This window comes from Pantoea sp. Taur, from assembly GCF_009830025.1.
In the GTDB taxonomy this organism is placed as follows: Bacteria; Pseudomonadota; Gammaproteobacteria; order Enterobacterales; family Enterobacteriaceae; genus Pantoea; species Pantoea communis.
In genome coordinates, this window is the sequence record NZ_SZZZ01000016.1 from 76,129 (window position 1) to 101,663 (window position 25,535).

Here is a 25,535-nt window from a genome sequence, read left to right on the forward strand (position 1 = left end):
ATGCGCCCTTTCCTCTCATAAAAAGACAAATGATGACAGCAATACTCCATTTCCTGCTGGCGCTGGTGGTGATCTTCGCCCTTGCGCTATTGGTCAGTCATGACCGCAAACTCATTCGCCCACGTTTTATTATTCAATTGCTGGTGGTTGAAGCGGCACTAGGTTGGTTCTTCCTGCATTCTGCGGACGGCCAGTCTGTGGTGACCGCTGTCGGCGGCTTCTTCGAAACCTTATTGACCTTTGCTGCGCAAGGTACCGATTTTGTGTTCGGCAATATGGCGAAACAGGGACTGGCGTTTATTTTCCTCGGCGTGCTCTGTCCGATTGTGTTCATTTCCGCCCTGATCGGCATCTTGCAGCACTGGCGTATTCTGCCGTTGTTGATTCGTCTGGTCGGTACCCTGCTGTCGAAGGTGAACGGGATGGGCAAACTTGAATCATTCAATGCCGTGAGTACGCTGATTCTGGGTCAATCGGAGAACTTCATCGCCTATAAAGGTATCCTCGGCGATATCTCCGCACCGCGCATGTACACCATGGCCGCAACTGCGATGTCGACGGTGTCGCTATCGATTGTCGGTGCTTACATGTCGATGATTGATGCAAAATATGTGGTTGCCGCACTGCTGCTGAATATGTTCAGTACCTTCATTATCCTGTCGATTATCAACCCGACACGCCCGGAAAATGAAGAACGCATTGCACTGGATAAGCTGCACGAAGACCAGAGCTTCTTTGAGATGCTGGGCGAATACATCCTGGCAGGTTTTAAAGTAGCGATGATTATTCTGGCGATGCTGATTGGATTTATCGCCCTGATCGCCGCCATTAACGCTCTGTTTGCCGCGGTATTTGGCTACAGCTTCCAGCAACTGCTTGGCTATGTCTTCTATCCGTTTGCGTGGTTGATTGGCATTCCTTCTGCCGATGCCCTGCAAGCGGCAAGCATCATGGCGACCAAACTGGTAGCCAATGAATTCGTGGCCATGATTGAGCTGAAGAAAGTCGCTGCGGGAATGTCACCGCGCGGTCTCGGCATTCTGTCCGTGTTTTTAGTGTCTTTTGCTAACTTTGCCTCAATTGGCATCGTGGCGGGAGCGATTAAAGGACTGAATGAGCGCCAGGGCAATGTGGTATCGCGCTTTGGCTGGAAGCTGGTTTATGGTTCCACGCTAGTGAGCCTGCTGTCAGCCGCGTTTGCAGGATTGTTCATTTAATCACAGCGGAGCGGCCAGCTAGCCGCTCTATACAGGGCCGCGCCCATCAAAGCGGCCCTGTTCTGCTTTAGAACGCGACACACACCAGCGAATCGACACGCATCACCGACTCCTGATCGAAGCGCTTTTTATAAATGTCGCGCAGCGCATTGATGCTGTCAGAACTTGCACGGTCCGGCTGATGTATCAGCATTAACGCTTTGCTGTTTTCACGCGCCAGCTTTCCACCCTCTCCCAGCCACTGACCTTTACCGTCATACACTGAAAGCCCATCTTTGAATCGTGGCGTGACATCATTATCAACAAATTGCTGCCATTCGCTGCTGCTGATGACGCCGCCTTTCGGCTTGTTCATCCCGAACCAAAGAGTGGTTTGCATCATGATGTCCCCTGAGCCGCACACAGCAACAGGAGCGGTATTCGGTGGGATCTGTTCAGGAGGTGCAGCGGTTGTCTGGCATCCGGCCAGAAAGAAGACGAACGCCAACGGCATCGCCAATTTATTCAGCATCATAGCCTCAGACTGTTTAGGTATCACACAGGACATCATAGGGTGTGAAAGGTGGATACGTCATCCTTTTCACCGAAAGTTGCGCGCGGCGTGAGCTCATTGCGCTTATGCCTATCATGGTTTGGCTGCCATCACTATAATGCGATGAACATTCCTGAAAATGAGTACAAGCTTATGATCCGCAGCATGACCGCCTACGCCCGCCGCGAAGCAAAAGGCCACTGGGGCAGCGCCGCCTGGGAAATCCGTTCGGTAAACCAACGCTATCTGGAAACCTACATCCGTCTGCCGGAACAATTTCGTAGCCTGGAGCCGGTGATTCGCGAGCGTATCCGTAATCGCCTAACGCGCGGTAAAATCGAGTGCAACCTGCGCTTTGATGCCGACCCCAGTGCGCAAGGTGAGCTGCAACTGAATGAGGCGTTGGCGAAACAGCTGGTGCGCTCCGCCAACTGGGTGAAGATGCAAACCGACGAAGGCGCAATTAATCCACTGGATATTCTGCGCTGGCCTGGCGTGATGTCAGCTCAGGAACAGGATCTGGATGCTATCAATACCGAACTGCTGACCGCACTCGACGGCGCACTGGATGACTTCATCATTGCTCGTGAAAGCGAAGGCACTGCGCTCAAAACCCTGATTGAGCAGCGTTTAGAAGGCGTGTCGCTGGAAGTCAGCAAAGTGCGTGCGCAGATGCCTGAAGTGGTGAAGTGGCAGCGTGAACGTCTGGTCAGCAAACTGGAAGAAGCGGAAGTACAGCTGGAAAATACGCGCCTTGAGCAAGAACTCGTCATGATGGCGCAGCGCATTGATGTGGCGGAAGAGCTGGATCGTCTGGATGCGCACGTCAAAGAAACCTACAACATTCTGAAGAAAAAAGAAGCGGTTGGTCGCCGTCTCGACTTTATGATGCAAGAGTTCAATCGTGAGTCGAACACACTGGCCTCTAAGTCGATCAATGCCGATATCACGGCGTCAGCTATTGAGCTGAAGGTATTGATTGAGCAGATGCGCGAGCAGATTCAAAACATCGAATAACACCTCATTCGGCTGGTGTTAAAAAAAGCCCGGTGATCCGGGCTTTTTTGCCCACTCAGCATGCCCAGTACGTTTCGTTTATCCTTTAGACCAATTTGCAGACTTTGCAATGTAAAGATTGTGAAAGCTTTGATGATGATGCATGTCAATGGCTGACCAAACATGACTGTGAATCAACCTTATGGACTATCACAGTAAGAAATTATGTTGTTGTTTATCATCAATTATTTATTTTCATTCCATGAATCTTCCGTTGAAAATACGCTTCCTCAATGAAACCTCTCAATCCTAAAGATTGCAGAGATTACGTTTCTTTGAGGGCACTATTTGCTAATCTACTGGTCGTAATTAACACAGCCGTACCGCCAGGAATTCATGGACACCCTTCTTTGTGCGATACACCCCACTCTTTCCCTGAAGGCGTTATGAAGAAAAACGGGCAGTTCAATTCTAAACTTTTGCATCCCCGCTACTGGTTTACCTGGTTTGGGCTGGGTGTGCTGTGGCTGCTGGTGCAGCTTCCCTATCCTATTTTAATTCGGCTTGGCGCCTCTGCCGGCAAGCTGTCGCGTCACTTTCTGAAGCGTCGTGAGCGTATTACCCGCCGCAATATTGAACTCTGCTTCCCGCATATCAATGAGGAAGATAAAGAGGTATTGATCGCCGGTAACTTTGAATCCCTTGGTATGGCGCTGGCAGAAACCGGTATTGCCTGGTTCTGGTCGGATGCGCGCGTCCGCCGTTATTTCCAGGTTGAAGGCCTTCACAACCTGCAAAATGCGCAGCAAAACCATCGCGGCGTGATGGCGATTGGTGTGCATTTCATGTCGCTTGAGCTGGGTGGCCGCATTACCGGACTGTGCCAGCCAATGATGGCGATGTATCGCCCTCACAATAATCAGGCAATGGAGTGGGCGCAGACAAAAGGTCGTATGCGATCGAATAAGGCGATGATTGATCGTCGCGATCTGCGCGGTATGGTGCAGGCATTGAAACAGGGCGAAGCCGTCTGGTTCGCGCCAGATCAGGATTACGGCCCGAAAGGCAGCGTGTTCGCTCCGCTGTTTGCTGTCGAAAAAGCGGCTACCACCAATGGCACCTTCGTATTATCGCGTCTGGCTAAACCGGCCATGCTAACGATAGTGCTGATCCGCAACAGCGATAAGAGCGGTTATCAGCTCATCATTCAACCGGAGTTGCAAAACTATCCGTATGAAGATGAAGCGGCTGCCGCGGCTTACATGAATAAAGTGATCGAGAAAGAGATCCTGCGCGCACCTGAGCAGTACTTATGGCTGCACCGCCGCTTTAAAACTCGCCCACCGGGTGAAGCGTCACTTTACGTCTAATCTGTTGATGCAGCAGGCCTTCGCCTGCTGCCCCTTCTGCACTGCTCACATTTACCAACCATTCTTAACGAAAAACAGGTTTGTCAAAAATTGCACAGACTCATGTAATGGTCTGCTCTCTTCTATTCTGACCAAAAACATGAACCTGCAATTTACCACTAAACCACGCGCGCTGCTGGCGCTTGCCGTGGCCAGCGCTCTGCTGACCGGTTGTGCCAATCCGCACGGCTTACATCCTCATAACTCACTGCTTGATGCCAACTCACTGCAAGCCAAAGCATCCCTTAGCGGCGCGCATTTCAGCGCAGCAAACTGGCCAAAAACCGAATGGTGGCAGGGATTTAACGATCCACAACTGAATCGGCTCATTGCCGATGCTATGACTTCAAGCCCGGATTTGCAGGTGGTGAACGCGCAGGCAGACAAAGCCAATGCGCAGGTCATTGCCGCCGAGGCTGAGCGCTATCCCGATGTGGATCTTAATGCCGGGATCACGCGTTCCCGTGTGGCAAAAGTCGACGACCCGCTTCTGCAAGGTAAAAGCTACAGCACGCTGCGCACGGCCAATATCGGCATGAGCTACACCTTTGACCTGTGGGGCGGTAAGAAAGATGCAGCAGAAGCCGCGCTAGGTCAGGCGCGCGCCAGTGAGTTGGATCGCCAGGCCAGCCAGTTGACGCTCGCCGTCAACGTGACGCGCGCCTGGAATAACCTCAACCTGGCCTGGTCGAACGCTGAACTGGCAAAACAGAATGCCGACCGTTCCAGTGGCATCGCCAAAATTCAGCAGCAGTATGTCAGCGCCGGTTTGACGTCCGACTATCAATACAAGCAGGCGTTATCGCAGCAAAAAACCGCTGAAGCCACCCTGACCGAAGCCAAACAGAATGTCACCGATGCTGGCATTCAACTTTCCACGCTAATTGGTAAAGGGCCGGATTACTGGCACCAACTGAAAGCGGCGAAAATGGATGTCCCCATTGCCGCCACGCTGCCGGGTAATATTCCGGCGGAGCTACTGGGTCGTCGCCCGGATGTGGTGGCAGCACGCTGGCGCGTAGAAGCAGCATCAAAACAAATTGCCGCAACGAAAACCGAGTTCTATCCCAACATCAACCTGGTGGCGGAAGCCGGTACCCGTTCACTGCTCGGCGATGCATTTTTCGGTGCACCCAGCCGATTCTTTAACGTGGGTCCAAGTCTGTCTCTGCCGATCTTCGATGCCGGCAAGCGCCGCGCCGATTTAGCGGAAAGTGACGCTAACTATGATCTGGCTGTCGCGCAGTACAACAAGCTGCTGATTGGTTCCCTGGGGAATATCAGCGATACCATAACGCAACTGCAGTCGATTCAGGATCAGCTGGCGCAGCAGCAGAGCGCGAATCAACTCATTCATAGCGCATGGGATGATTTAAACCGTGAATACACCGCAGGATTGCGTCCGTACCTTGATGTGCTAACCATTCAGAACCAACTCATCGAGTCCGATCAGAAACTGGTGGCGTTGCAGGCGCAGCAGATCAATCTGGCAGTGGTATTAATTGAAGACCTGGGCGGCGGATTCCAGAACACTGACACTTCAGTGAAGGGATAAGCTGACGGCTGGCATTCTGCCGTACATTAATGAATGATAGTCCGCACCTGGAATACTCTGCGGACTATCATGATGGAACAGAATGCCAATGCCGGCTGGTTACGCCCGCTTATCGCTGACCGACTGACGCCTTACCTCGAAATTGATGCGACACACCTGCAACGCAATCTGCAACACATGCAGCAAAAAGCCGATGCCGCAGGTGTCACGCTGCGTCCACATATCAAAACGCATAAAAGTGTCTGGATTGCCGAACAGCAACGCCAGTTAGGTGCGCGTGGTATTACCGTGTCAAAACCTAGTGAGGGTGTTGCCTTTATCCTCGGTGGGGAGCGCGATTTGCTGCTGGCTTATCCCGTTGTTCACGCCGATACACTCACTGAATTACTGGCTGTCGCCGTGCAATATCAGGCGCGTGTCACCTGTATTGCCGACTGTGCTCTCGGCGTCACAGCCATCGCTCAAGCGCATCGCCAGCAGCCTGCCAGTGAGTTGTCCATCGCCATCAAAGTCGATGTGGGATTGCATCGCGTGGGAGTGGATCCACACAGCGGTGAAGCCGTGGCATTGGCGCAGCAGATTAAAGCAGCGGGATTGACTTTTGCCGGACTGGTTTCGCACGCCGGCCATGCTTACGGCGCGGGTCATGCCGAGGCTATCGCTGAAGTTGCACAGCAAGAAATCATTTTAATGAACCAGGTTCAGCAGCAATTGATCGCTGCAGGCTTTGCGCGATGCCGCATTTCTGTTGGCTCCACGCCTACAGCCCTGGCCGCGCCCGTGGCTGAAGGCAGCGACGAAATTCGTCCGGGAAATTATGCGCTGCTGGATCTTACCGCCTGGCGCCTGGGGCTGTGCACGCCCGATGCACTGGCACTCAGCGTGGTAACGCGTGTAGTGGCGGTGAATCCGCATTTCGCGATTATTGATGCCGGCTCCAAGATGCTCAGCTCTGATAAGGGTCCACACGGCACTAACGCCAGCGGTTTCGGTATCGCCGTTGATGAGCAGGGCAACCAATACGAAGTTCTGAAACTTTCGGAAGAGCATGGCTTTCTGCAATACGGAGATCATGCTCCGGCGCTTGGGGCTCTGCTACGCATCTTCCCCAATCACAGCTGCGCGGTAGTGGCTCAATCTGACCGCTTCGTTTTACGCCATCAGGACGGTACAGCAGAGACGAAGGATATTCAGGGACGCGGCAAGTTTATCTGATAGCAGGATTTTTACTGGAAACCTCTGTTGCAGCACACTTCCACTATCCTGCCATTTGCAGCGGAATCCCCTTCAGTTAAGGTACTCTTTGCTGTAGGCAGTCTCATCATTCTGTAGGGTACGGCCTTAAGACCGCCATTTTACTGTGGCGGCCATCATTCATCTCCAGAAGCCACCCTTACGGATTCCCTGCCTTTCATTCGCCTAACGGAGGTTCCATGCTGCCATCTCAGACAGTCACGCTGACCATTCCCCGCAACTGGTTAGATTTATATGAAACCATCTGGAAACCTGAATGCTTTGCCAAATGGGCCAGTGGGCTAAGTGCCAGTACGCTCACGCAAGAGGGTAACTACTGGAAAGTCAAAGGACCTGAAGGTTCAGTGAAAATCCGCTTCACGCCACACAACCCCTTTGGCGTCATGGATCATTGGATCGATACCGGCAGCGGTAAGGAGATTTATATGCCGATGCGCGTGATTGCTAACGAAAAGGGAGCGGAAGTGGTGATGGTGGTTTATCGCCAACCCCTTATGTCTGATGAAAAATTTGCTCAGGACGTTGACTGGGTAAAACGCGACCTGGATCAACTTCTCCACCTGTTAACTCATTAGAATCAATGCATTATAAAAATCGTACTGCTTTAACTTTCGCTGGAAGCAATCAATAAAAAAGTCATCTTTTTCTACGCAATAGCGTTTAACTGTTTAACGATAATACCTGTTGCTTTTCGTGCTAATCACCAGTCTGGCTAAAGTCTTCTCACCAGGAAAACTCCTGGTGAAAGCACGCCTCCTAAGTCTTAGCCCCTCTGATTTATCGGTGTTTTTTCTTACTTATTCAAATGGCTTGTTTAATCGCCGATCAAAATGTCTAACAGGACTTATTAATCGCTCATCCGTCTCCTTATCTATTCTGATGCAAAGTCTGAAACCATTTATTTCTGAAGTTCATTTATAGGAGTTTTCTTATGGTGTTAATTTAATTAAAACACGGTATAACTCATTCACACACAGCAATACCCGATAATAACAACAGCAGGGAAATAACATGGATCGCTCAACCTATCCTTTGTTGTCTGAAAAAGAATTTGTTGAGATTGCCAGTAGGATACTGGCCGGGGAATATAATAATTCAAAGGGATTTTATAATGATCTTGCGGATTTCCTCCGAACAGGAGGAGATACCGCTGAGACAATGAAATATTTACGCGCCAGGGGCATCTCTTTAAATTCAGAACATCATTTAATTGAATGCATCTTTACGTGGCAAACTCTGAAAGGCATTTCAGGGCTGCGTCAGGACACGCTGCATTGATGTGATCTGTACTCTGGGCAGGCGCCCGGGTGAACCCTTAATTGCATTGGTACATGTACCATAACGAGCAGAACATGGCGATAAGAGAAAAAAGTTTGGCCAGCGCCAAATGGTCAATTTTGTCATCCATAAAAATCGTCGGCATTGGTGTTTTACAACTTTCACTTCTGGCACAAATACTTCAGGCAAACGAGTTAGATTTACTCGCGATTGCCATTGTGATGTTATTGATTATTGATACGCTTGCCGACCGTGGGTTTGGTAATTCCGTCATCAGAAATATAAATCTTAATAACAGCGAACTTTCCATTCTCTACTGGGGAAATGTATTAAGTGGCATGATGATATTCGCCGTGCTGTTTATTGGTAGTGATTTATATAGCCGAATCATGAATCAACCGGAAATGGCGATTATGCTGGAAATGATTTCGGTGATTTTCATCATTATTCCACAAGGGCAACATTATCGCGCCATATTACAGCGTGAGAAACAATTCTCGCGTATCGCCTTCACAGAAACCTCATCGGTGCTGGTTGGTCTGGGTGTCACACTGTTTACCGTATGGCTGACCCCTTCAGTGTTGTGCGCTATATGGGGCTACCTGGCCATGGTATCCATCAGAATGCTGGTCTACTGCTACTACGGTCGTTCCTGGTTCCAGCCAGAATACCGTTTTAGCCTGAAAAGTTTCGCTAACGTGCGAGCAAGAAACGGATAATAAAAACAAGTCTGTATGGTGGGCTCTGGGCATCTGAGAAGATGCGTTCGCGTGCTGGTCGCCAGCACGCTTTTTTCTTTTTTTGATACGTTTAACATCTCTTCTTCACCCGTCCTCTTACCCCTCGGACCTGCACGATCACACGGATCACATCACATTTTTTAATGCGAATGCGTAACACACTCCTGATTTATCAAGCGGGTTAAGCCTGTTAGCATGAGCGGCATCAAAACAGCTAATCCGATGACGTCTGCTTTAGAAATACTCAGTGGTCGATAGCTGAGGAAATCTTTAGGCTGGCCGCCGATCTTATGGAGTGCTCTATGTTATTAACCGTTCTCTACATTATTGGCATCACCGCCGAAGCCATGACCGGTGCGCTGGCCGCTGGTCGCCGCAAAATGGATCTGTTTGGCGTCATCATCATTGCGTCCGTCACTGCAATCGGAGGCGGCTCGGTGCGTGACATCCTGCTCGGGCATTATCCGTTGAGTTGGGTTAAAAACCCGGAGTACATCATGATCGTGGCCGCCGCTGCGGTGGTGACCACTTTTGTTGCCCCTTTAATGAATCATCTGCGTAAAGTGTTTCTGGTACTGGATGCGCTTGGCCTGGTGGTGTTCTCCATTATTGGCGCGCAGGTCGCGCTGGATTCTGGTCATGCCTCGATCATTGCCGCTATTGCCGCCGTGATCACGGGGGTTTTTGGTGGCGTGCTGCGTGATATGTTCTGCAATCGCATCCCGCTGGTGTTCCAAAAAGAGCTCTATGCCGGTATCGCATTTGCCGCAGGTTGGATCTACATTCTGCTGCTCAAAACGCCGCTTCCCCATGAAGCCGTGGTGATCATTACGCTGCTGGCCGGCTTCATTGGCCGTTTATTAGCGCTGCGCTTCCGCCTTGGTCTGCCGATCTTCAACTATCCCCACCCCGAACATTAAAGGTGCAGCAGGAATTTCCTGCTGCTGTAAAAAGCGGATCAGTTGCTGTAATTCCTCATCCTGCAGCATGCTAACAATCCGCTCTGCCAGTGTGCGCCCGATGCCGGGTAGCTGCTGCCACTCATCTGCCGAGCGAGCCAGCAACGCTGTCCAGTCGTTATCCGCTAAGGCCTGCAACGCGGTTCGGGGAAGCGGTAGACCTAATGCGCTCACCCAGCGCCGAAAGGGTTGCTGACGTGTCTGTTGGAAACGTTGCCAAATCTCTTGTGCCCGCGCAGAGGACATCCCGCTGTCCTGCGCGATCTCTTCTGGCGTTAACGTCAGCCAGGAGAAAAGATGGGTGATGGCGCCACTGTTCAGTAACCGCTGCCAGCTACTACGTTGCACGCCAGGGATGTTCAGCACCGATTTCTGACTGAGCCAGGTGAGGCGTGATAAGAACTGCAGCCGGCAATCCTGGTTGAAGTGCAAACAAGACAGCGGATTAAATTCGCCCTGCTGTGGTGTTAAAGGATAATCTCGCCCTCTCACCCGCCAAATGACTCGCTCTAAGCGAGGAATACCCTGACCGGCTAACGTGACTATCACTTGATCACCTGCGATGACATCCAGCTCCCGCCATCGCCGCAGCGATCCAAGATTCACTCTGCGCACGGTTTTATCATCCAGCTGAACGGGAGTGAGGTTCAGCACCACGGCAATTTTCCCCGTGCGCCCAACGTTGAAATCCACGGACAGCACTTCACTGCTGACTTCAACCGGCTGATATTTCCACGCGGCGGACCAATGCCCCTGACCAGGCTGCCAGTCCCGCCCGGCACCGACGGGTGATTGATGGATCACGACGCCATCGGTGACGAACGGCAAAGATGCACGGAACCAGCGATCGCGCCACACCTCCGCCTCCTCTTCGTTCTCGATTGGGCGGCTCCAGTCCTGCGCCAGACCGAATCCCCAGCGTGATAACTGCGCCAGTCGAGCGGGCATCTGGATGGGACCATCGGGCCATGCCCAGATAAAAATGCCGAAATCTGCCAGCAGCGGAGAAGCTTCATGACGCATCATCGCACCCGCCACCTGCGCTCTGGCATTTCGCCCTCCGTCACGTGCTTGCTGATGATCGGTCATAAGCAAAAACAGCTCGCCTTGCAGCACCACCTCTTCACGATCGGTTTCAATCTGCGGTGGAATCGCCGGAATATGGCGGGCTTTGGTTATCCACTCTTCGCCACGCAAGCCATCGCCGCGACTCACCAGGGAAACCAATTGCCCGCGTCGATACACCAGCGTTACCGCCACGCCATCGACTTTCGGCTGTATCCACAGTGGCGATTTATCCTGCATCCAGTAAGCCACCGCCAACTTGTCACGCAGTTTCCGTACCCCTGTGTGTGCCACCGGGTGTCGGGTGCTACCGTTCGTTGTGGGCTGCGCTTGATAAGCCCGTTGATCCGGCGCGAAGCAGCGCTGCCAATGCAGTAAGCGTTGCTGCAGGCTGTCATAATCCCCATCGCTAACCAGATTCGTGCCCTTGCGATAGTAGGCATCATCCCAGTGCCGTAGCTGGCTACGTAAATGAACCATCTCTTGTTCGGCGCGCACCGGTGACCAGTTAGGGCACAGCGCTTCAGCCCCGCAAGCCGCGGTGAAAAACCAGCAACACAACCACCACCATCCTTTCATCGTTGCTCTCCTTTTTGTCTATTGGAGAGTGCGATGAGGGCAATGACCAGTGCTGAAGGCGATAAAGAGCAAACGTATTCACGGTTTTTTAAGCCGTTTGCAGCGGCTTACCGCGTTATCTGGCGCGGGTTCACAGAAAAAGAATTACCTTAGCCCAACGGCAAACGCTGCGTGGCACCGTTAAGCCGTGTATACTGTGCAGGAAATCGACTCCGCTCTTTACTCAATTCAAGATAACCATGGCTCAAGGCACGCTTTATATTGTTTCCGCCCCCAGTGGCGCGGGTAAATCCAGTCTGATTCAGGCTTTATTGAAGACACAGCCGCTATACGATACGCAGGTGTCTGTTTCCCATACCACTCGCGGCGTGCGTCCCGGTGAAGTTCATGGTGAACACTATTTCTTTGTCTCCAAGCCTGAATTTGAGACCATGATTGCCGCTGAAGACTTCCTCGAACATGCGGAAGTGTTTGGCAATTATTACGGTACCTCACGCGCCGCGATTGAGCGCGTGCTGGCGACCGGTGTCGATGTATTTCTGGATATCGACTGGCAAGGTGCTCAGCAAATTCGTCAGAAAATGCCTGCCGCACGCAGCATTTTTGTGCTGCCGCCGTCGACTGAAGAGTTAGATCGTCGCCTGCGTGGCCGTGGTCAGGATAGCGAAGAGGTTATCGCCCGCCGTATGGCCCAGGCCGTGGCGGAAATGAGTCACTACGCTGAATACGATTATCTGATCGTGAATGATGATTTCGACCTGGCACTGACCGACCTGAAACACATTATTCGCGCAGAACGTCTGCGTATGAGTCGCCAAAAATCGCGACATGATGCTTTAATCAGCAAACTATTGGCAGTCTGAAGTCACTTTCAGTATTATGCCCAGTCATTTCTTCATCATCTGTGGAGTAGCACACCTATGGCACGCGTAACCGTTCAGGACGCAGTAGAGAAAATTGGTAACCGTTTTGACCTGGTGTTGGTCGCTGCACGTCGTGCACGTCAGATGCAGGTAGGCGGTAAAGATCCGCTGGTTCCGGAAGAGAACGATAAAGCCACCGTTATCGCCCTGCGCGAAATCGAAGAAGGCCTGATCACTACCCAGATTCTGGATGTGCGTGATCGTCAGGAGCAGCAAGAGCAGGAAGCCGCTGAGTTACAAGCCGTTACCGCTATCGCTGAAGGTCGTCGTTAACAGCACTTCGCAGGTCAACCTTGTATCTGTTTGAAAGCCTCAATCAACTGATTGAAAAATACTTGCCTGAGGAGCAAATCAAGCGCCTCAAGCAAGCTTATCTCGTCGCGCGTGATGCCCACGAGGGTCAGACACGCTCCAGCGGTGAACCTTACATCACCCACCCTGTTGCCGTTGCCTGCATTCTGGCCGAGATGAAACTCGACCATGAAACGCTGATGGCAGCGCTGCTGCATGACGTGATCGAAGATACACCCGCCACTTACCAGGATATGGAACAGCTGTTTGGCAAAAGCGTGGCCGAACTGGTGGAAGGCGTGTCGAAACTCGACAAGCTGAAGTTCCGCGACAAGAAAGAAGCGCAGGCTGAAAACTTCCGCAAAATGATCATGGCGATGGTGCAGGATATCCGCGTCATTCTGATCAAGCTGGCTGACCGCACGCACAACATGCGCACGCTCGGTGCGTTGCGACCGGATAAGAAACGTCGTATCGCACTGGAAACGCTGGAGATTTACAGTCCTCTGGCGCACCGACTTGGTATTCATCACCTGAAAACAGAGTTGGAAGAACTCGGCTTTGAAGCCCTCTATCCAAATCGTTTCCGCGTGATCAAAGAGGTGGTGAAAGCGGCACGCGGTAATCGTAAAGAGATGATTCAGAAGATCCTTTCTGAAATCGACGGGCGCTTACAGGAAGCAGGCATTCCCTGCCGTGTCAGTGGCCGCGAGAAGCATCTTTATTCGATCTACCGCAAAATGCACCTGAAAGAGCAGCGATTCCACTCGATCATGGATATTTATGCCTTTCGCGTTATCGTGAAAGACCTGGATACCTGTTATCGCGTGCTCGGTCAGATGCACAGTCTGTACAAACCGCGTCCTGGACGCGTCAAAGATTACATCGCTATTCCCAAGGCCAACGGCTATCAATCACTGCATACATCAATGATTGGCCCGCACGGCGTGCCCGTTGAAGTGCAAATCCGTACCGAAGATATGGATCAGATGGCGGAGATGGGGGTAGCGGCACACTGGGCTTATAAAGAGGCCGGTGAAAGCGGCACGACCGCACAGATTCGCGCCCAGCGCTGGCTGCAAAGCCTGCTGGAGCTGCAACAAAGCGCCGGTAGCTCGTTTGAATTTATCGAGAGCGTGAAATCCGATCTCTTCCCGGATGAGATCTACGTCTTCACGCCGGAAGGACGCATCGTCGAACTGCCTGCTGGCGCCACGCCGGTAGACTTCGCTTACGCCGTGCACACCGATATTGGCCATGCCTGTGTGGGCGCCCGCGTCGATCGCCAGCCTTATCCGCTGTCGCAATCGCTAACCAGCGGCCAAACTATTGAAATTATCACCGCGCCTGGCGCACGTCCGAATGCGGCGTGGCTTAACTTTGTGGTGAGTTCAAAAGCGCGCGCCAAGATTCGTCAGCTGCTGAAAAACCTGAAACGCGAAGACTCCGTTAACCTTGGCCGTCGTCTGTTGAGTCATGCGCTCGGCGGCAGCAAGAAGCTGGCAGAGATCCCGCCGGAAAATATTCAGCACGAGCTGGAGCGCATGAAGCTGACCAGCATTGACGATTTGCTGGCGGAGATCGGCCTTGGCAACGCCATGAGCGTGGTCGTGGCGAAAAACCTGCTGCAGTCGGGTGCTGAGCAGCCGCAAAGCAACAGCAAACGCAAAAAGCTGCCGATCAAAGGTGCTGATGGCGTATTGATTACCTTTGCCAAGTGCTGTCGTCCGATTCCTGGCGATCCGATTGTCGCGCACGTCAGCCCGGGTAAAGGTCTGGTGGTGCATCACGAATCCTGTCGTAACATCCGTGGCTATCAGAAAGAGCCCGAGAAGTTCATGCCGGTTGAGTGGGACAAGGTTATCGACCAGGAGTTTGTCGCGGAAATTAAGGTGGATATGTTCAACCATCAGGGCGCACTGGCGAACCTGACGGCGGCTATCAACACAGCGGGATCCAACATCCAAAGTCTTAACACGGAAGAGCGCGACGGCCGTGTTTACAGCGCCTTTATCCGTCTCACCGCGAACGACCGCGTCCATCTGGCCAATATTATGCGTAAAATCCGCGTAATGCCGGATGTGATTAAAGTTCACCGTAACCGTAATTAGTGCATGAACGCTCAACGTTTTGCTCGTATCCAGGAAATGCTGGCCATGCGCCAGCACGATCTCACCGTGTGCATGGAGCAGGTCCATAAGCCGCATAATGTCTCGGCGGTGATTCGTACTGCTGACGCGGTCGGCATCCATGAAGTGCACGCCGTCTGGCCTAGCGTGCGCATGCGCACCATGGTGTCTGCTTCAGCGGGCAGCAACAGTTGGGTGAAAGTGCAGACGCATCGTCATATCGCAGAAGCCGTGCGTCACTTGAAAGATCAGGGGATGCAGGTACTGGCGACCAATCTGTCGGCCAATGCAGTGGATTTTCGCGAGATCGATTACACCAAACCGACCTGCATTCTGATGGGGCAGGAAAAAACCGGCATCACCGCTGAAGCGCTGGCGCTCGCCGATCAAGACATCATTGTGCCGATGGTGGGCATGGTGCAGTCGCTCAACGTGTCCGTCGCCTCCGCGCTGATTCTGTATGAAGCGCAGCGTCAACGGCAGAACGCCGGCATGTACAAACGTCAGCACAGCTTGCTTGATGCCGATGAACAGCAGCGTTTGCTGTTTGAAGGCGGTTATCCGGTGCTTGCACGCGTGGCGAAGCAAAAAGGTCTGCCTTATCCGCATATCAACGCCCAGGGCGAGGTGGAAGCCGATGCCGACTGGTGGGCCACCATGCAATCCACAGGTAAAAAATGAAAGGCCGTCTGCTGGATGCCATACCGCTCAGTACCCTGACCGGCGTCGGCGCCAGTCAGGCGGGAAAACTGGCTAAACTCAGCCTGTTCACTATTCAGGATTTGCTGCTGCATCTGCCGCTGCGCTACGAAGATCGCACCCAACTCTACAAGATTAATGACCTGCTGCCGGGCGTCTGGTCCACGGTGGAAGGTGAAGTGCTGCACAGTGAGATCACCTTTGGCCGCCGCCGTATGCTGGTGTGCCAGATCAGTGATGGCAGCGGCGTGCTGACCATGCGCTTCTTCAATTTCAATGCCGGGATGAAAAACAGTCTGGCGCCAGGCCGCCGCGTCACCGCTTATGGCGAAATTAAACGTGGTCAGCGCGGTGCTGAAATTATTCATCCCGAGTATCGCGTGCAGGGCGAACAGGGCGGCGTCGAGCTACAGGAAACCCTGACACCGGTCTATCCCACCACTGAAGGCATTCGTCAGGCCACGCTGCGCAATCTCACCGATCAAGCGCTGACGTTGCTGGAAAGCTGCCCGATTGCCGAGTTGCTGCCGTCAGAACTGAGCGGTGGCTTGATGAGTTTGCCGGATGCCCTGCGCACGCTGCATCGTCCGCCGCCCGATTTACGTCTGAGCGAGCTGGAAACCGGTCGCCATCCCGCACAAAAGCGCTTAATCCTTGAAGAACTGCTGGCGCACAACCTCAGCATGCTGGCGGTTCGCGCCGGCGCTCAACGTCATCATGCGTTGCCGATGCCTGCTAAGCACAATCTGGTGGATCAATTACTGGCCGCGCTGCCCTTCTCACCCACCGGCGCGCAAAAACGCGTGGTTGAGGAGATCGAGCGCGATTTAGCCAACGACTTCCCAATGATGCGTCTGGTGCAGGGCGATGTGGGATCGGGCAAAACGCTGGTCGCGGCGCTGGCGGCGCTGAATGTCATTGCGCATGGCAAACAGGTGGCGCTGATGGCGCCGACCGAGCTGCTGGCCGAGCAGCATGCCAACAATTTCCGCCAGTGGTTTGCGCCGCTGGGCATTGAAGTGGGTTGGCTGGCTGGCAAGCAAAAAGGCAAAGCACGTGAAGCCCAGCAGGAAGCGATTGCCAGCGGACAGGTAGCGATGGTGGTCGGCACGCATGCGCTGTTCCAGGAGCAGGTCAAATTCAACGGCATGGCGCTGGTGATCATTGATGAGCAACATCGCTTCGGCGTGCATCAACGTCTTGCGCTATGGGAAAAAGGTGAAGAGCAGGGTTTCCATCCGCATCAGCTGATCATGACCGCCACGCCGATTCCGCGTACCCTGGCGATGACCGCCTATGCCGACCTCGACACCTCCACCATCGACGAATTACCGCCTGGCCGCACACCGGTCACCACAGTGGCCATTCCTGACAGTCGCCGCGGCGATATTATTGAGCGGGTGAAAAACGCCTGCCATGAAGGTCGCCAGGCTTACTGGGTCTGTACGCTGATTGAAGAGTCAGATGTACTGGAAGCACAAGCGGCGGAAGCCACCTGGGAAGAGTTGAAACTCGCGCTGCCTGGCTTGCAGGTTGGGCTGGTGCACGGCCGCATGAAACCGGCAGAAAAACAGGCGGTCATGGCGGCCTTCAAAGCCAACGAGATTCAGTTACTGGTCGCGACAACGGTGATTGAAGTCGGGGTAGACGTGCCCAACGCCAGCCTGATGATCATCGAAAACCCGGAACGTTTGGGCCTGGCTCAGCTGCATCAGCTGCGCGGTCGCGTGGGCCGTGGCGCAGTCGCCTCGCATTGCGTGCTGCTGTACAAAGCGCCGCTCAGCAAAACCGCGCAGAAGCGTTTGCAGGTACTGCGCGACAGCAACGATGGCTTCGTCATCGCTCAGCACGACCTGGAAATTCGCGGTCCCGGTGAATTACTTGGTACGCGCCAGACCGGTAATGCGGAGTTTAAGGTTGCAGACTTACTGCGCGATCAGGGCATGATCCCGGAAGTGCAACGCGTGGCACGCCATATCCACCAGCACTATCCAGAACAGGCGCAGGCGTTGATTGAACGCTGGCTGCCAGAGACCGAGCGCTACAGCAACGCTTAAAAATGGGCAAAAGACGGCGTGTTAAAGAGCCAACACGATGCCCGCCCTTACTCACTACGATCGATCGCCATAAAATCCCCGGCAAATTTCTGCAACAGACGCGCCAGCTCGGTGCGCTCGCTATCCTGCCAGTTCTCAAACAGATGCTGATAAATCTGCGCCCGTGCGGCATCGATTTTATCCGTCATTGCTTTGCCAGTGGCGGTAATGACCGCTTCGTTTACGCGTTTGTCTTTGGCATTTTTCTGTCGTTGCGCTAACCCCAGCTCTTCCAGTTTCGCCACCTGACGGCTCACGGTGGTGTAATCGCGTCCGGCGCGCTCTGCCAGTTCCACCACGCCAATCGGTCCAAAGCGGCCAATCTGAATCAGCAGCGGAAATAGCGCACGATCGAGTTGAATATTGGACTCTTTTATTAGTAATTCATCACGTTGCGGGCGATTAAAAGTACCCACAATCATCAGCAACGCATTATGCAGATCGTCGAACTCTGCACTATTATGTGTATTTTGCACACTTTTCATTGACGTTATCCCGAGGCAGAACTAATGTGTGCATATTACACATATATTCCGATTATCTGAAGGAGAATGCATGAAAGCAGCTATCGTTTCCGCAGCGGGTGAACAGCCGGTTTACGGTGATTTTCCCGAACCACAAGCCGATGAACAGCATGTGATAGTTAGCGTTAAAGCGGCTGCCGTCAGTCAACTGGCGAAAGCACGCGCTTCTGGCAAACACTACAGCGCCACCACACATTATCCTTTTATCACCGGCATTGACGGCACCGGTACACTCAGCAACGGCGATCCGGTCTATTTTCTCGCCTTTGATGCGCCCTGGGGCAGCATGGCGGAAAGAACCCTGGTTCCAGCCACTGCCATTGTGCCTCTGCCCGCCTCACTCGATCCGGTGCTGGCAGCCGCCATCGCCAATCCGGGCATGTCCTCCTGGGCAGCATTGACGCGCCGGGCGCAGTTGCAGCCGGGTGAAACGGTGCTGATCAATGGCGCCACCGGCACTTCAGGTGGATTAGCGGTGCGCATTGCACGACACCTCGGCGCAGGCAAAATCATCGCCACTGGACGCAATCGTGAAGTGCTCGATCAACTGCGTGCCCAGGGCGCGGACATCACCCTGACGCTGGATGAGTTGCCCGGCGCACTGCCCGCACTGATGAAAGAAGGTATCGATATCGTGCTGGATTACCTGTGGGGCCAGAGTGCACTTGATATCATGCAGGCGGCTGTCGCGGGTGGAGAGAAATCGGTGCGCTTCGTGCAAATCGGCTCGCTGAGTGGCCAGGAGATTACTCTGCACAGCAAGCTGTTGCGCTCATCCGGTCTGACATTAATGGGCAGCGGTCTGGGCAGCGTATCCGATGCGGATCTGATCGCCTGCATCAGCGAAATGTTGAACGCCGCGGCGGAGAGTGATTTTTCGGTCGCTTTCCAGATGCGCCCGTTGAGTGAAGTGGCTCAGGCATGGCAGGAAGATGATAGCCGCAGCCGTACCGTGTTTACGCTTTAAATCAATGCAAGTGAAAAGGGGCATTGCAAACGATTGCTTTCACAACGCAACCGTTTAAAATCGCCCCTTTGTTGTCATTGAGAACGCGCACCATGTCCGTCAATACCGCTGAATCTCATCAGTCAGCCCGTCCAAAGAGTGAACTGATTTACCGCCTCGAAGATCGTCCACCGTTGCCACAAACGCTGTTTGCTGCCTGTCAGCATCTGCTGGCGATGTTCGTTGCTGTGATTACCCCTGCACTGTTGATCTGCCAGGCGCTGGGCTTACCGGCTCAGGATACGCAGCACATTATCAGCATGTCGCTATTTGCATCGGGTGTGGCTTCGATCCTGCAAATCAAAACCTGGGGGCCAGTAGGTTCTGGTTTGCTCTCCATTCAGGGCACCAGCTTTAACTTTGTGACACCGCTGATTATGGGTGGCATGGCGCTGAAAAATGGCGGTGCCGATGTCCCGACCATGATGGCCGAGCTGTTCGGTACGTTGATGGTGGCGTCCTGTACCGAAATGGTGCTGTCACGCGTTCTGCATCTGGCGCGTCGTATTATTACCCCGCTGGTTTCCGGCATTGTGGTGATGATTATTGGCCTGTCACTGATTCAGGTCGGCCTGACCTCGATTGGCGGTGGCTTCGCGGCGATGAGCGATCACACTTTCGGCACACCAAAGAACCTGCTGCTGGCTGGCGCGGTATTGGTGGTGATTATCCTGCTCAACCGTCAGCGCAATCCCTACCTGCGTGTGGCTTCACTGGTGATCGCGATGGCGGTCGGTTATGCGTTGGCATGGGCGCTGGATATGCTACCTGCCACCAGCGCGCCCACCGATCAACCGCTGGTGGCGGTACCGACACCGCTTTATTACGGTCTCGGTTTTGACTGGAACCTGCTGATCCCGTTGATGCTGGTGTTTATGGTGACCTCGCTGGAAACCATCGGCGATATCACTGCCACCTCGGATGTGTCAGAGCAACCGGTGAGCGGCCCACTGTATATGAAGCGCTTAAAAGGCGGCGTGCTGGCTAATGGCCTCAACTCATTTGTATCCGCATTGTTCAATACGTTTCCGAACTCCTGCTTTGGGCAGAACAATGGCGTGATCCAATTGACCGGCGTTGCCAGCCGTTATGTGGGCTTTGTCGTGGCACTGATGCTGATCGTGCTTGGCCTGTTCCCGGCGGTGAGTGGTTTTGTGCAGCACATTCCTGAGCCAGTGCTGGGTGGTGCCACCATCGTGATGTTTGGCACGATTGCGGCATCGGGTGTACGCATCGTTTCGCGCGAGCCGCTGAACCGTCGCGCCATTATGATCATCGCACTGTCGCTGGCCGTTGGCCTGGGTGTTTCACAGCAACCGCTGATTCTGCAATTCGCCCCGGACTGGCTGAAAACCCTGCTTTCCTCAGGCATTGCTGCCGGTGGTATCACCGCAATCGTGCTTAACCTCGTCTTTCCACAGGAAAAGTAACCCTTAAGGCAGGCTACGGCCTGCCTGTTATTTATCCGCTTTTACATCCAGGCTGTTGAGCTGTAACGGTAATTCAGGCATAACAACCTCTTACCGGATAAATATCGGGATGGATGGATGCGATGAAATTTTTAGGCAAGTTTTTCCTTACCTTACTGCTGCTGATTCTGCTGGGGCTGGTTGTCCTGTATGTCTTGCTACAGACACAGTGGGGCGCAGGTTGGTTTAGCCGTTGGGTAAGTGATAAGACCGCCTGGCATCTTTCCCTCAGCAAGATAGAGCACAACTTCTCTTCTCCCTCGCACATCATGCTGGATGATTTCAGCTTTGGGCACGATGGTCAGCCAGCGGTGTTGGTGGCCAAGCGCGTCGATCTTGGACTGGCGCTGGTGCAATTCAGTTACTGGCTGCATTTTGATAGCATCGACGTGCGTGATGGCGAGATTAACCTCGCGAATCAGACGCCCGATACCACGCTGCCTATCCAGGCCAATCGCCTGCAACTGAACAACGTGCGCATTGATAGCCCGCACAGCATGCTGCCGATGATCGCTGAACGGGTTAATGGCGGAATTATCCCGTGGAAACCGACCCCGACGGATATGCTGGGCAGCGATGCACAGTTCCAGATGAGCGCAGGCAAGCTGACGCTGAATGGTGTTCCGGGCAACAATGTGCTGCTGCAGGGAAGTGTGAAGCAGCACCGCATGATATTCAGCAATATTGGGGCCGATCTCGCGCGTGGTTCGATGACCGGCAACGCCGAGCGCGACGCGCAGGGTAACTGGAAGATTGATCAGCTACGTCTTAACGATATCCGCCTGCAGACCCATCAAAATCTGAGTGATTTCCTCAATCCTCTGCGCGACGTGCCGTCAGTGAGCATCAATCGCCTGGATATGACCGATGCCCGACTGCAAGGGCCCGATTGGGCTGTCACCGACCTCGATTTAACCCTGAAGAACATCACGCTGCGTGGAGATGACTGGCAAAGCGATGATGGCTCACTGTCGATGAATGCCGGTAACTTCATTAATGGTGGCTTTGAGCTGAACGATCCGATTGTTAATGCCAACTTCTCGGCGCAGGGCATTGAATCGGCCCAGTTCAGTTCACGTTGGGCCAATGGCGTGATCCGTGCCAGCGGCAACTGGACGCGCAGCGATAAACGCCTGACGCTGAATGATTTAGCCATTGCCGGGCTGGAATATACCTTACCGCAGAACTGGCGCGACCGCTGGCAGCAAGCATTGCCATCATGGCTGGATAGCGTGCTGGTGACACACGCTACGGCCAATCGTAATCTGGTGATCGACATCAACCCTGCTTTCCCATTCCAGATGACCGCGCTGGATGGTAACGCCGATAACCTGCTACTGGCACGCCAGCATCAGTGGGGAATCTGGGGCGGTAAAGCGAGCTTTAACGCGGCGGAAGCAACGTTTAATCGCACCGATCTGCGCCATCCCTCCATTGCCTTTAATGCTAACGATCAGCAGATTCAGGTGACGGAAATGAGCGCCTTCAACGGTAACGGTTTGCTGGAAGGGACGGCGAGTATTGGCCAGGATGCACAGCGTCCATTGACGCTGAATCTCAAAGGTCAGGCGGTGCCAGCCAATGTGTTGCAGAACTGGGGCTGGCCTGCGTTGCCTCTTAGCGGCAACAGTAATCTTTTGCTACAGGTGAAAGGTTCATTGAGTGCTGCCGCGCCATTGCGCCAAAGTGTTGAGGGTAATGTGTCCGTGACCACCGATACACAATCGGTGCAGCAGACGATGCATGCGGGTCAGGTTCAATAGATTTTCAGCAAACGGTAGCGATGCGAGGAATGCCGCGTATCAGTAGCGACACCCTGTCGCTCACCGATGCGCCATTCTTCGCGCTGCTACCGATTAAGGTTGAAGATGGCTACAACGTAATCTGCACGCATTAATTAATGCGTGCACCCGAGCCACCCTCTTCTAATGCACCCTCTGCATCGGCTGGCAGTACGATATATACCCCTTCAAACACCGCACCCAGCTCATCATCACCAAACAGTTCCACTTCCATCTGCACGCGTGCTTTACGACCACGCGCCAGACGGTCAAGGTCGCCACTCAGTGATCCCAGGTCGGCAATCGCACCCGGACGCCCACTAATGGGCTTACTGTAACGAATATGAGCATCGGCAAGGATGATAGTGCCGCCGAGATGCCGCTCGCGCAGTAATAGCCAAATCAGCCCCCAGCCTGTGAGCGTAGCCAGTGAGAACAAACTACCAGCGAATAATGTGTGGTGCGGGTTCTGGTTGCCGGTTTCTGGCATGGTAGTAACGAACTTCTGCCCGGTATATTGCAGAATGCGCACGCCCATTTTCTCACTGAGCGGAATATGCTCGTACCAGGCCTGCTGCAACTGACCACACCAGTCAGCGCGGTGCAGAATGTCATCCAGTGTCACCACCGGTTTGATCATCAGGAAATGGCGCACCGGCGTGGTTTGTGGCGCGGTGATTTCTCCCTGATTGACATAGCCCAGCTTGGCGAAGAACTCCACGGCGTCTTCACGCGCGCTACAGGTCACGCGCTTCGCCCCCTCCTGACGCGCAACGGATTCCAGCGTCATCGCCACCAGCGTCCCTAATCCTTTGCCCTGCACCGAAGGGTGTACGGCCAGGAAGCGGATAGCGGCTTCGTTTTCCGCGTTGATATAGAGACGGCCAACCGCAACAGGATCGCCCTGCTCATCGACCACCATCTGATGATGCGCCAGCGCATCCCAGGCATCACGTTCAGAGCCCTGCGGCTGACGCAGCGGCTTACGTAACATTTCCCAGCGGAACTGATAATAAGTATCCAGTTCTTCCGCCGTTTGCGGCACACGAAGATGATACATAAAGTGATTCTCTCGTTCGGAGCTTGCGTGGCTGATCCCTGGCCGCTCGGCTGAAAACCTCACACCTGCAACCAGAAGGTCACTGGACCATCATTCACCAGTGAAACCTGCATGTTGGCAGCAAAACGACCGTTCGCCGTGGTCACACCCTGTGCCCGGCAACAATCGCTGAAATGGTAATAGAGACGTTCGGCTTCCGCCGGTTCGGCACCACCTGAGAATGAGGGACGCATGCCTTTGTTGGTGTCGGCGGCAAGAGTGAATTGCGAAACCACCAGCACGCTGCCACCGGCCTGCTGTACGTTCAGGTTCATTTTGTCGTTCTCATCACCGAAGATGCGATAACCCAGCACACGTTCAGACAACCGCTGGGCCTTTTGTTCGTCATCGCCCTTTTCCACCCCTAACAACACCAGCAAACCGGCGTCAATCTCACCCACCGTAGCGTCATCCACCACGACGCTGGCGCGACTGACGCGCTGAATCAAAGCAATCATGTTTCCTCTCGTTCTTTTTCGCGTTCCTGCTGTTTTAGCTGGCGATAGTCATCCAGGGTGACGGTGATTTCCGCGCCTAACAACACAATACACCAGGTCCAGTAAACCCATAAAAACAGAATCGGGATGACTGCCAGTACGCCGTAAATTAATTGATACGAAGGGAACATCGTAACATAGAGCGCAAACCCTTTTTTGCCCAGCTCAAACAGCAGCCCGGCGACAATCGCGCCGACCAGTGCATCACGCGTTGGCACACGGCGCGTTGGGACGATGCTGTAGAGCAACCAGAACGCGAGGATGGCGAGTACCAGAGGAAAGATGCGTAATACCTGATCGATAAGGCTGGTCACGCCAGTGACGTTGACCCAGCGCAGCGATAACAAGTAAGAGCTGATGGCCAGACTGGCACCAGCCAGTATCGGGCCCAGCGTCAGGATCATCCAGTAGACGGCAAAGGAGTAAACCATTGGTCGTGGTTTAGTACTGCGCCAGATCGTGTTGAGTGCGCTGTCTACCGAGTGCATTAGCAACAGCGCAGTCACGATCAATCCGACAATCCCGACCGCTGTCATTTTATTGACGTTGGCCACAAACTGGTCGAGATAGCGCTGGATAACGTCACCGGCTGCCGGCATAAAGTTGCTGAAGATGAAATGCTTAAGCTGGACGCTGATCTCCGAAAACATCGGGAAAGCAGCAAAAAGCGCAAACACCACGGCGATCAGCGGCACCAAAGCCAGCAATGAGACGTAGGCCAGATTCCCGGCCTGCGTCGTCATGTTGTCTTCATCAACACGGCGCCAGAGCAGTTTAACCCACAGGAAAAACGCGTGTGCCGAGTGACGCAAATGGTTACGTGTTACCACTCAGCGACGGCTCGCGAACCAGTCCGGCACGGTTTTCGCGTCTTCCACCAGCACGCTCTCTATACCTAGCGCGCGCGCGGCATCAATGTTGGCGCGATTATCATCAAAGAACACCGCTTGATCGGCGGTATAGCCTTCGTGCTCAAGCACATATTGATAGATACGCGCTTCTGGCTTACGCATGCCTATGTCTTGCGACATATAGACGTGATCGGCGGCCTGTTGCACTTCCGGATACTGCGTTGGCCAGAACTCAAAGTGCAACTGATTGGTGTTGGACAGGATTACCACGCGCTCACCGTTGGCGCGCAGTGTGTTCATGATCGCCAGCGTTTCCGGACGCACCCCGACAAACACCGCCTGCCAGCCCGCGGTGAATTGCGGATAGCTTAAGGCGATATCCAGTTGATCACAGATACGCGCCGCAAACTCGGGATCGCTGATCTCACCACGTTCGTGTTTCTCGAACGCCTCATCCATCTGGAAGCGACTTTGTAAGGTCGCCAGCGGCACACGTCCCAGGTCACTCCAGACGCCGAGCACGCGATTAAAATCGATATCAACAATCACATTGCCTAAATCAAAGATGTACAGCATGACGCCTCTC

Annotated in this window: 24 protein-coding genes; 17 read left to right on the forward strand and 7 right to left on the reverse strand. The window is 53.7% G+C overall.

The window, feature by feature from the left end; all coding sequences use genetic code 11:
* Nucleotides 1-32: 32 nt before the first annotated feature.
* Nucleotides 33-1,217 carry a NupC/NupG family nucleoside CNT transporter gene (locus FD744_RS19360; protein ID WP_160869032.1) on the forward strand — a complete coding sequence of 395 codons (1,185 nt, stop codon included), beginning with the start codon at nt 33-35 and terminating at the stop codon, nt 1,215-1,217.
* Nucleotides 1,218-1,284: 67 nt separating this feature from the next.
* Here the strand turns inward: FD744_RS19360 and FD744_RS19365 are convergent, their stop codons facing one another.
* Entirely contained in the window at nt 1,285-1,728 is a 444-nt protein-coding gene (locus FD744_RS19365; RefSeq protein WP_038649786.1) for a DUF3574 domain-containing protein, read from the reverse strand.
* Between the two features lie 174 nt (nt 1,729-1,902).
* Here FD744_RS19365 and FD744_RS19370 point away from each other — a divergent pair, with 174 nt between their 5' ends.
* The 8 genes from FD744_RS19370 to FD744_RS19405 all read left to right on the forward strand — a co-directional run bounded on the left by FD744_RS19370 (nt 1,903) and on the right by FD744_RS19405 (nt 9,901).
* The gene (locus tag FD744_RS19370; protein WP_045815725.1) at nt 1,903-2,766 is read left to right on the forward strand and encodes a YicC/YloC family endoribonuclease; all 864 of its coding nucleotides are present in this window, start codon (nt 1,903-1,905) and stop codon (nt 2,764-2,766) included.
* Between the two features lie 425 nt (nt 2,767-3,191).
* The gene (gene lpxP / locus FD744_RS19375; RefSeq protein WP_034823845.1) at nt 3,192-4,115 is read left to right on the forward strand and encodes a kdo(2)-lipid IV(A) palmitoleoyltransferase; all 924 of its coding nucleotides are present in this window, start codon (nt 3,192-3,194) and stop codon (nt 4,113-4,115) included.
* A gap of 139 nt (nt 4,116-4,254) precedes the next feature.
* Nucleotides 4,255-5,709: an efflux transporter outer membrane subunit gene (locus FD744_RS19380; protein ID WP_160869016.1), complete on the forward strand. Its 1,455-nt coding sequence runs from the start codon at nt 4,255-4,257 to the stop codon at nt 5,707-5,709.
* A gap of 72 nt (nt 5,710-5,781) precedes the next feature.
* The gene (locus tag FD744_RS19385) at nt 5,782-6,924 is read left to right on the forward strand and encodes an alanine racemase (RefSeq protein WP_373424437.1); all 1,143 of its coding nucleotides are present in this window, start codon (nt 5,782-5,784) and stop codon (nt 6,922-6,924) included.
* Between the two features lie 218 nt (nt 6,925-7,142).
* Nucleotides 7,143-7,538, forward strand: coding sequence for a polyketide cyclase (locus FD744_RS19390; protein ID WP_160869018.1), 396 nt, complete (start codon nt 7,143-7,145; stop codon nt 7,536-7,538).
* Nucleotides 7,539-7,974: 436 nt separating this feature from the next.
* Nucleotides 7,975-8,241, forward strand: a complete 267-nt coding sequence (locus FD744_RS19395; protein ID WP_034823852.1) for a hypothetical protein — start codon at nt 7,975-7,977, stop codon at nt 8,239-8,241.
* 74 nt (nt 8,242-8,315) lie between these two features.
* The gene (locus FD744_RS19400; RefSeq protein ID WP_038649777.1) at nt 8,316-8,960 is read left to right on the forward strand and encodes an oligosaccharide flippase family protein; all 645 of its coding nucleotides are present in this window, start codon (nt 8,316-8,318) and stop codon (nt 8,958-8,960) included.
* 323 nt (nt 8,961-9,283) lie between these two features.
* Nucleotides 9,284-9,901 (forward strand): trimeric intracellular cation channel family protein, encoded by a 618-nt coding sequence (locus FD744_RS19405; RefSeq protein ID WP_058960141.1) that lies wholly within the window; start codon nt 9,284-9,286, stop codon nt 9,899-9,901.
* Here FD744_RS19405 and ligB read toward each other — a convergent pair.
* On the reverse strand, nt 9,842-11,584 hold the full coding sequence (gene ligB / locus FD744_RS19410) for an NAD-dependent DNA ligase LigB (protein WP_160869019.1): 1,743 nt from the start codon (nt 11,582-11,584) through the stop codon (nt 9,842-9,844). The genes FD744_RS19405 and ligB overlap by 60 nt on opposite strands.
* A gap of 239 nt (nt 11,585-11,823) precedes the next feature.
* On the opposite strand from ligB, the gene gmk reads away from it, so the two are divergent.
* From gmk to recG, 5 genes are read left to right on the forward strand one after another with little or no spacing between them, the layout of a single operon-like run.
* The gene (gene gmk, locus FD744_RS19415) at nt 11,824-12,447 is read left to right on the forward strand and encodes a guanylate kinase (RefSeq protein WP_034823854.1); all 624 of its coding nucleotides are present in this window, start codon (nt 11,824-11,826) and stop codon (nt 12,445-12,447) included.
* A gap of 57 nt (nt 12,448-12,504) precedes the next feature.
* Complete coding sequence (gene rpoZ, locus FD744_RS19420) at nt 12,505-12,780, forward strand: DNA-directed RNA polymerase subunit omega (RefSeq protein WP_034823855.1); 276 nt, start codon at nt 12,505-12,507, stop codon at nt 12,778-12,780.
* A 20-nt stretch (nt 12,781-12,800) separates the two neighbouring features.
* On the forward strand, nt 12,801-14,909 hold the full coding sequence (spoT, locus tag FD744_RS19425; RefSeq protein WP_034823856.1) for a bifunctional GTP diphosphokinase/guanosine-3',5'-bis pyrophosphate 3'-pyrophosphohydrolase: 2,109 nt from the start codon (nt 12,801-12,803) through the stop codon (nt 14,907-14,909).
* Between the two features lie 3 nt (nt 14,910-14,912).
* Nucleotides 14,913-15,608 carry a tRNA (guanosine(18)-2'-O)-methyltransferase TrmH gene (trmH, locus tag FD744_RS19430; protein ID WP_034823857.1) on the forward strand — a complete coding sequence of 232 codons (696 nt, stop codon included), beginning with the start codon at nt 14,913-14,915 and terminating at the stop codon, nt 15,606-15,608.
* On the forward strand, nt 15,605-17,683 hold the full coding sequence (recG, locus tag FD744_RS19435; RefSeq protein ID WP_160869020.1) for an ATP-dependent DNA helicase RecG: 2,079 nt from the start codon (nt 15,605-15,607) through the stop codon (nt 17,681-17,683). Before trmH ends, recG begins: the two co-directional genes overlap by 4 nt.
* Nucleotides 17,684-17,730: 47 nt before the next feature.
* On the opposite strand, the gene FD744_RS19440 is transcribed toward recG, so the two are convergent.
* Entirely contained in the window at nt 17,731-18,207 is a 477-nt protein-coding gene (locus FD744_RS19440) for a MarR family winged helix-turn-helix transcriptional regulator (RefSeq protein ID WP_160869021.1), read from the reverse strand.
* Between the two features lie 70 nt (nt 18,208-18,277).
* On the opposite strand from FD744_RS19440, the gene FD744_RS19445 reads away from it, so the two are divergent.
* The 3 genes from FD744_RS19445 (at nt 18,278) to FD744_RS19455 (ending at nt 22,484) form a co-directional block, all read left to right on the forward strand.
* Nucleotides 18,278-19,213 carry a zinc-binding alcohol dehydrogenase family protein gene (locus FD744_RS19445; RefSeq protein ID WP_160869022.1) on the forward strand — a complete coding sequence of 312 codons (936 nt, stop codon included), beginning with the start codon at nt 18,278-18,280 and terminating at the stop codon, nt 19,211-19,213.
* A gap of 92 nt (nt 19,214-19,305) precedes the next feature.
* Nucleotides 19,306-20,682, forward strand: a complete 1,377-nt coding sequence (locus FD744_RS19450; protein ID WP_160869023.1) for an NCS2 family protein — start codon at nt 19,306-19,308, stop codon at nt 20,680-20,682.
* 122 nt (nt 20,683-20,804) lie between these two features.
* Nucleotides 20,805-22,484 (forward strand): AsmA family protein, encoded by a 1,680-nt coding sequence (locus FD744_RS19455; RefSeq protein ID WP_160869024.1) that lies wholly within the window; start codon nt 20,805-20,807, stop codon nt 22,482-22,484.
* A 130-nt stretch (nt 22,485-22,614) separates the two neighbouring features.
* Here the strand turns inward: FD744_RS19455 and fabY are convergent, their stop codons facing one another.
* Genes fabY through yihX form a run of 4 tightly spaced genes read right to left on the reverse strand, consistent with a single transcriptional unit; the run spans nt 22,615 to nt 25,525 of the window.
* On the reverse strand, nt 22,615-23,562 hold the full coding sequence (fabY, locus tag FD744_RS19460) for a fatty acid biosynthesis protein FabY (RefSeq protein WP_034823865.1): 948 nt from the start codon (nt 23,560-23,562) through the stop codon (nt 22,615-22,617).
* A 59-nt stretch (nt 23,563-23,621) separates the two neighbouring features.
* Nucleotides 23,622-24,059: a D-aminoacyl-tRNA deacylase gene (gene dtd / locus FD744_RS19465; RefSeq protein WP_160869025.1), complete on the reverse strand. Its 438-nt coding sequence runs from the start codon at nt 24,057-24,059 to the stop codon at nt 23,622-23,624.
* A complete protein-coding gene (locus tag FD744_RS19470) occupies nt 24,056-24,928 on the reverse strand; it encodes a virulence factor BrkB family protein (protein ID WP_160869026.1) in 873 nt (290 codons plus the stop codon). The genes dtd and FD744_RS19470 overlap by 4 nt, the downstream gene beginning before the upstream one ends.
* Nucleotides 24,929-25,525, reverse strand: coding sequence for a glucose-1-phosphatase (gene yihX, locus FD744_RS19475; protein ID WP_038644008.1), 597 nt, complete (start codon nt 25,523-25,525; stop codon nt 24,929-24,931).
* Nucleotides 25,526-25,535 lie beyond the last annotated feature (10 nt).

Bases quoted from the DNA above. Each gene is read 5' to 3' on its own strand.
- FD744_RS19360 (WP_160869032.1), top strand. From the start codon at position 33: ATGACAGCAATACTCCATTTCCTGCTGGCGCTGGTGGTGATCTTCGCC.
- FD744_RS19365 (WP_038649786.1), bottom strand. From the start codon at position 1,728: ATGCTGAATAAATTGGCGATGCCGTTGGCGTTCGTCTTCTTTCTGGCC.
- FD744_RS19370 (WP_045815725.1), top strand. From the start codon at position 1,903: ATGATCCGCAGCATGACCGCCTACGCCCGCCGCGAAGCAAAAGGCCAC.
- lpxP (WP_034823845.1), top strand. From the start codon at position 3,192: ATGAAGAAAAACGGGCAGTTCAATTCTAAACTTTTGCATCCCCGCTAC.
- FD744_RS19380 (WP_160869016.1), top strand. From the start codon at position 4,255: ATGAACCTGCAATTTACCACTAAACCACGCGCGCTGCTGGCGCTTGCC.
- FD744_RS19385 (WP_373424437.1), top strand. From the start codon at position 5,782: ATGGAACAGAATGCCAATGCCGGCTGGTTACGCCCGCTTATCGCTGAC.
- FD744_RS19390 (WP_160869018.1), top strand. From the start codon at position 7,143: ATGCTGCCATCTCAGACAGTCACGCTGACCATTCCCCGCAACTGGTTA.
- FD744_RS19395 (WP_034823852.1), top strand. From the start codon at position 7,975: ATGGATCGCTCAACCTATCCTTTGTTGTCTGAAAAAGAATTTGTTGAG.
- FD744_RS19400 (WP_038649777.1), top strand. From the start codon at position 8,316: ATGGCGATAAGAGAAAAAAGTTTGGCCAGCGCCAAATGGTCAATTTTG.
- FD744_RS19405 (WP_058960141.1), top strand. From the start codon at position 9,284: ATGTTATTAACCGTTCTCTACATTATTGGCATCACCGCCGAAGCCATG.
- ligB (WP_160869019.1), bottom strand. From the start codon at position 11,584: ATGAAAGGATGGTGGTGGTTGTGTTGCTGGTTTTTCACCGCGGCTTGC.
- gmk (WP_034823854.1), top strand. From the start codon at position 11,824: ATGGCTCAAGGCACGCTTTATATTGTTTCCGCCCCCAGTGGCGCGGGT.
- rpoZ (WP_034823855.1), top strand. From the start codon at position 12,505: ATGGCACGCGTAACCGTTCAGGACGCAGTAGAGAAAATTGGTAACCGT.
- trmH (WP_034823857.1), top strand. From the start codon at position 14,913: ATGAACGCTCAACGTTTTGCTCGTATCCAGGAAATGCTGGCCATGCGC.
- recG (WP_160869020.1), top strand. From the start codon at position 15,605: ATGAAAGGCCGTCTGCTGGATGCCATACCGCTCAGTACCCTGACCGGC.
- FD744_RS19440 (WP_160869021.1), bottom strand. From the start codon at position 18,207: ATGAAAAGTGTGCAAAATACACATAATAGTGCAGAGTTCGACGATCTG.
- FD744_RS19445 (WP_160869022.1), top strand. From the start codon at position 18,278: ATGAAAGCAGCTATCGTTTCCGCAGCGGGTGAACAGCCGGTTTACGGT.
- FD744_RS19450 (WP_160869023.1), top strand. From the start codon at position 19,306: ATGTCCGTCAATACCGCTGAATCTCATCAGTCAGCCCGTCCAAAGAGT.
- FD744_RS19455 (WP_160869024.1), top strand. From the start codon at position 20,805: ATGAAATTTTTAGGCAAGTTTTTCCTTACCTTACTGCTGCTGATTCTG.
- fabY (WP_034823865.1), bottom strand. From the start codon at position 23,562: ATGTATCATCTTCGTGTGCCGCAAACGGCGGAAGAACTGGATACTTAT.
- dtd (WP_160869025.1), bottom strand. From the start codon at position 24,059: ATGATTGCTTTGATTCAGCGCGTCAGTCGCGCCAGCGTCGTGGTGGAT.
- yihX (WP_038644008.1), bottom strand. From the start codon at position 25,525: ATGCTGTACATCTTTGATTTAGGCAATGTGATTGTTGATATCGATTTT.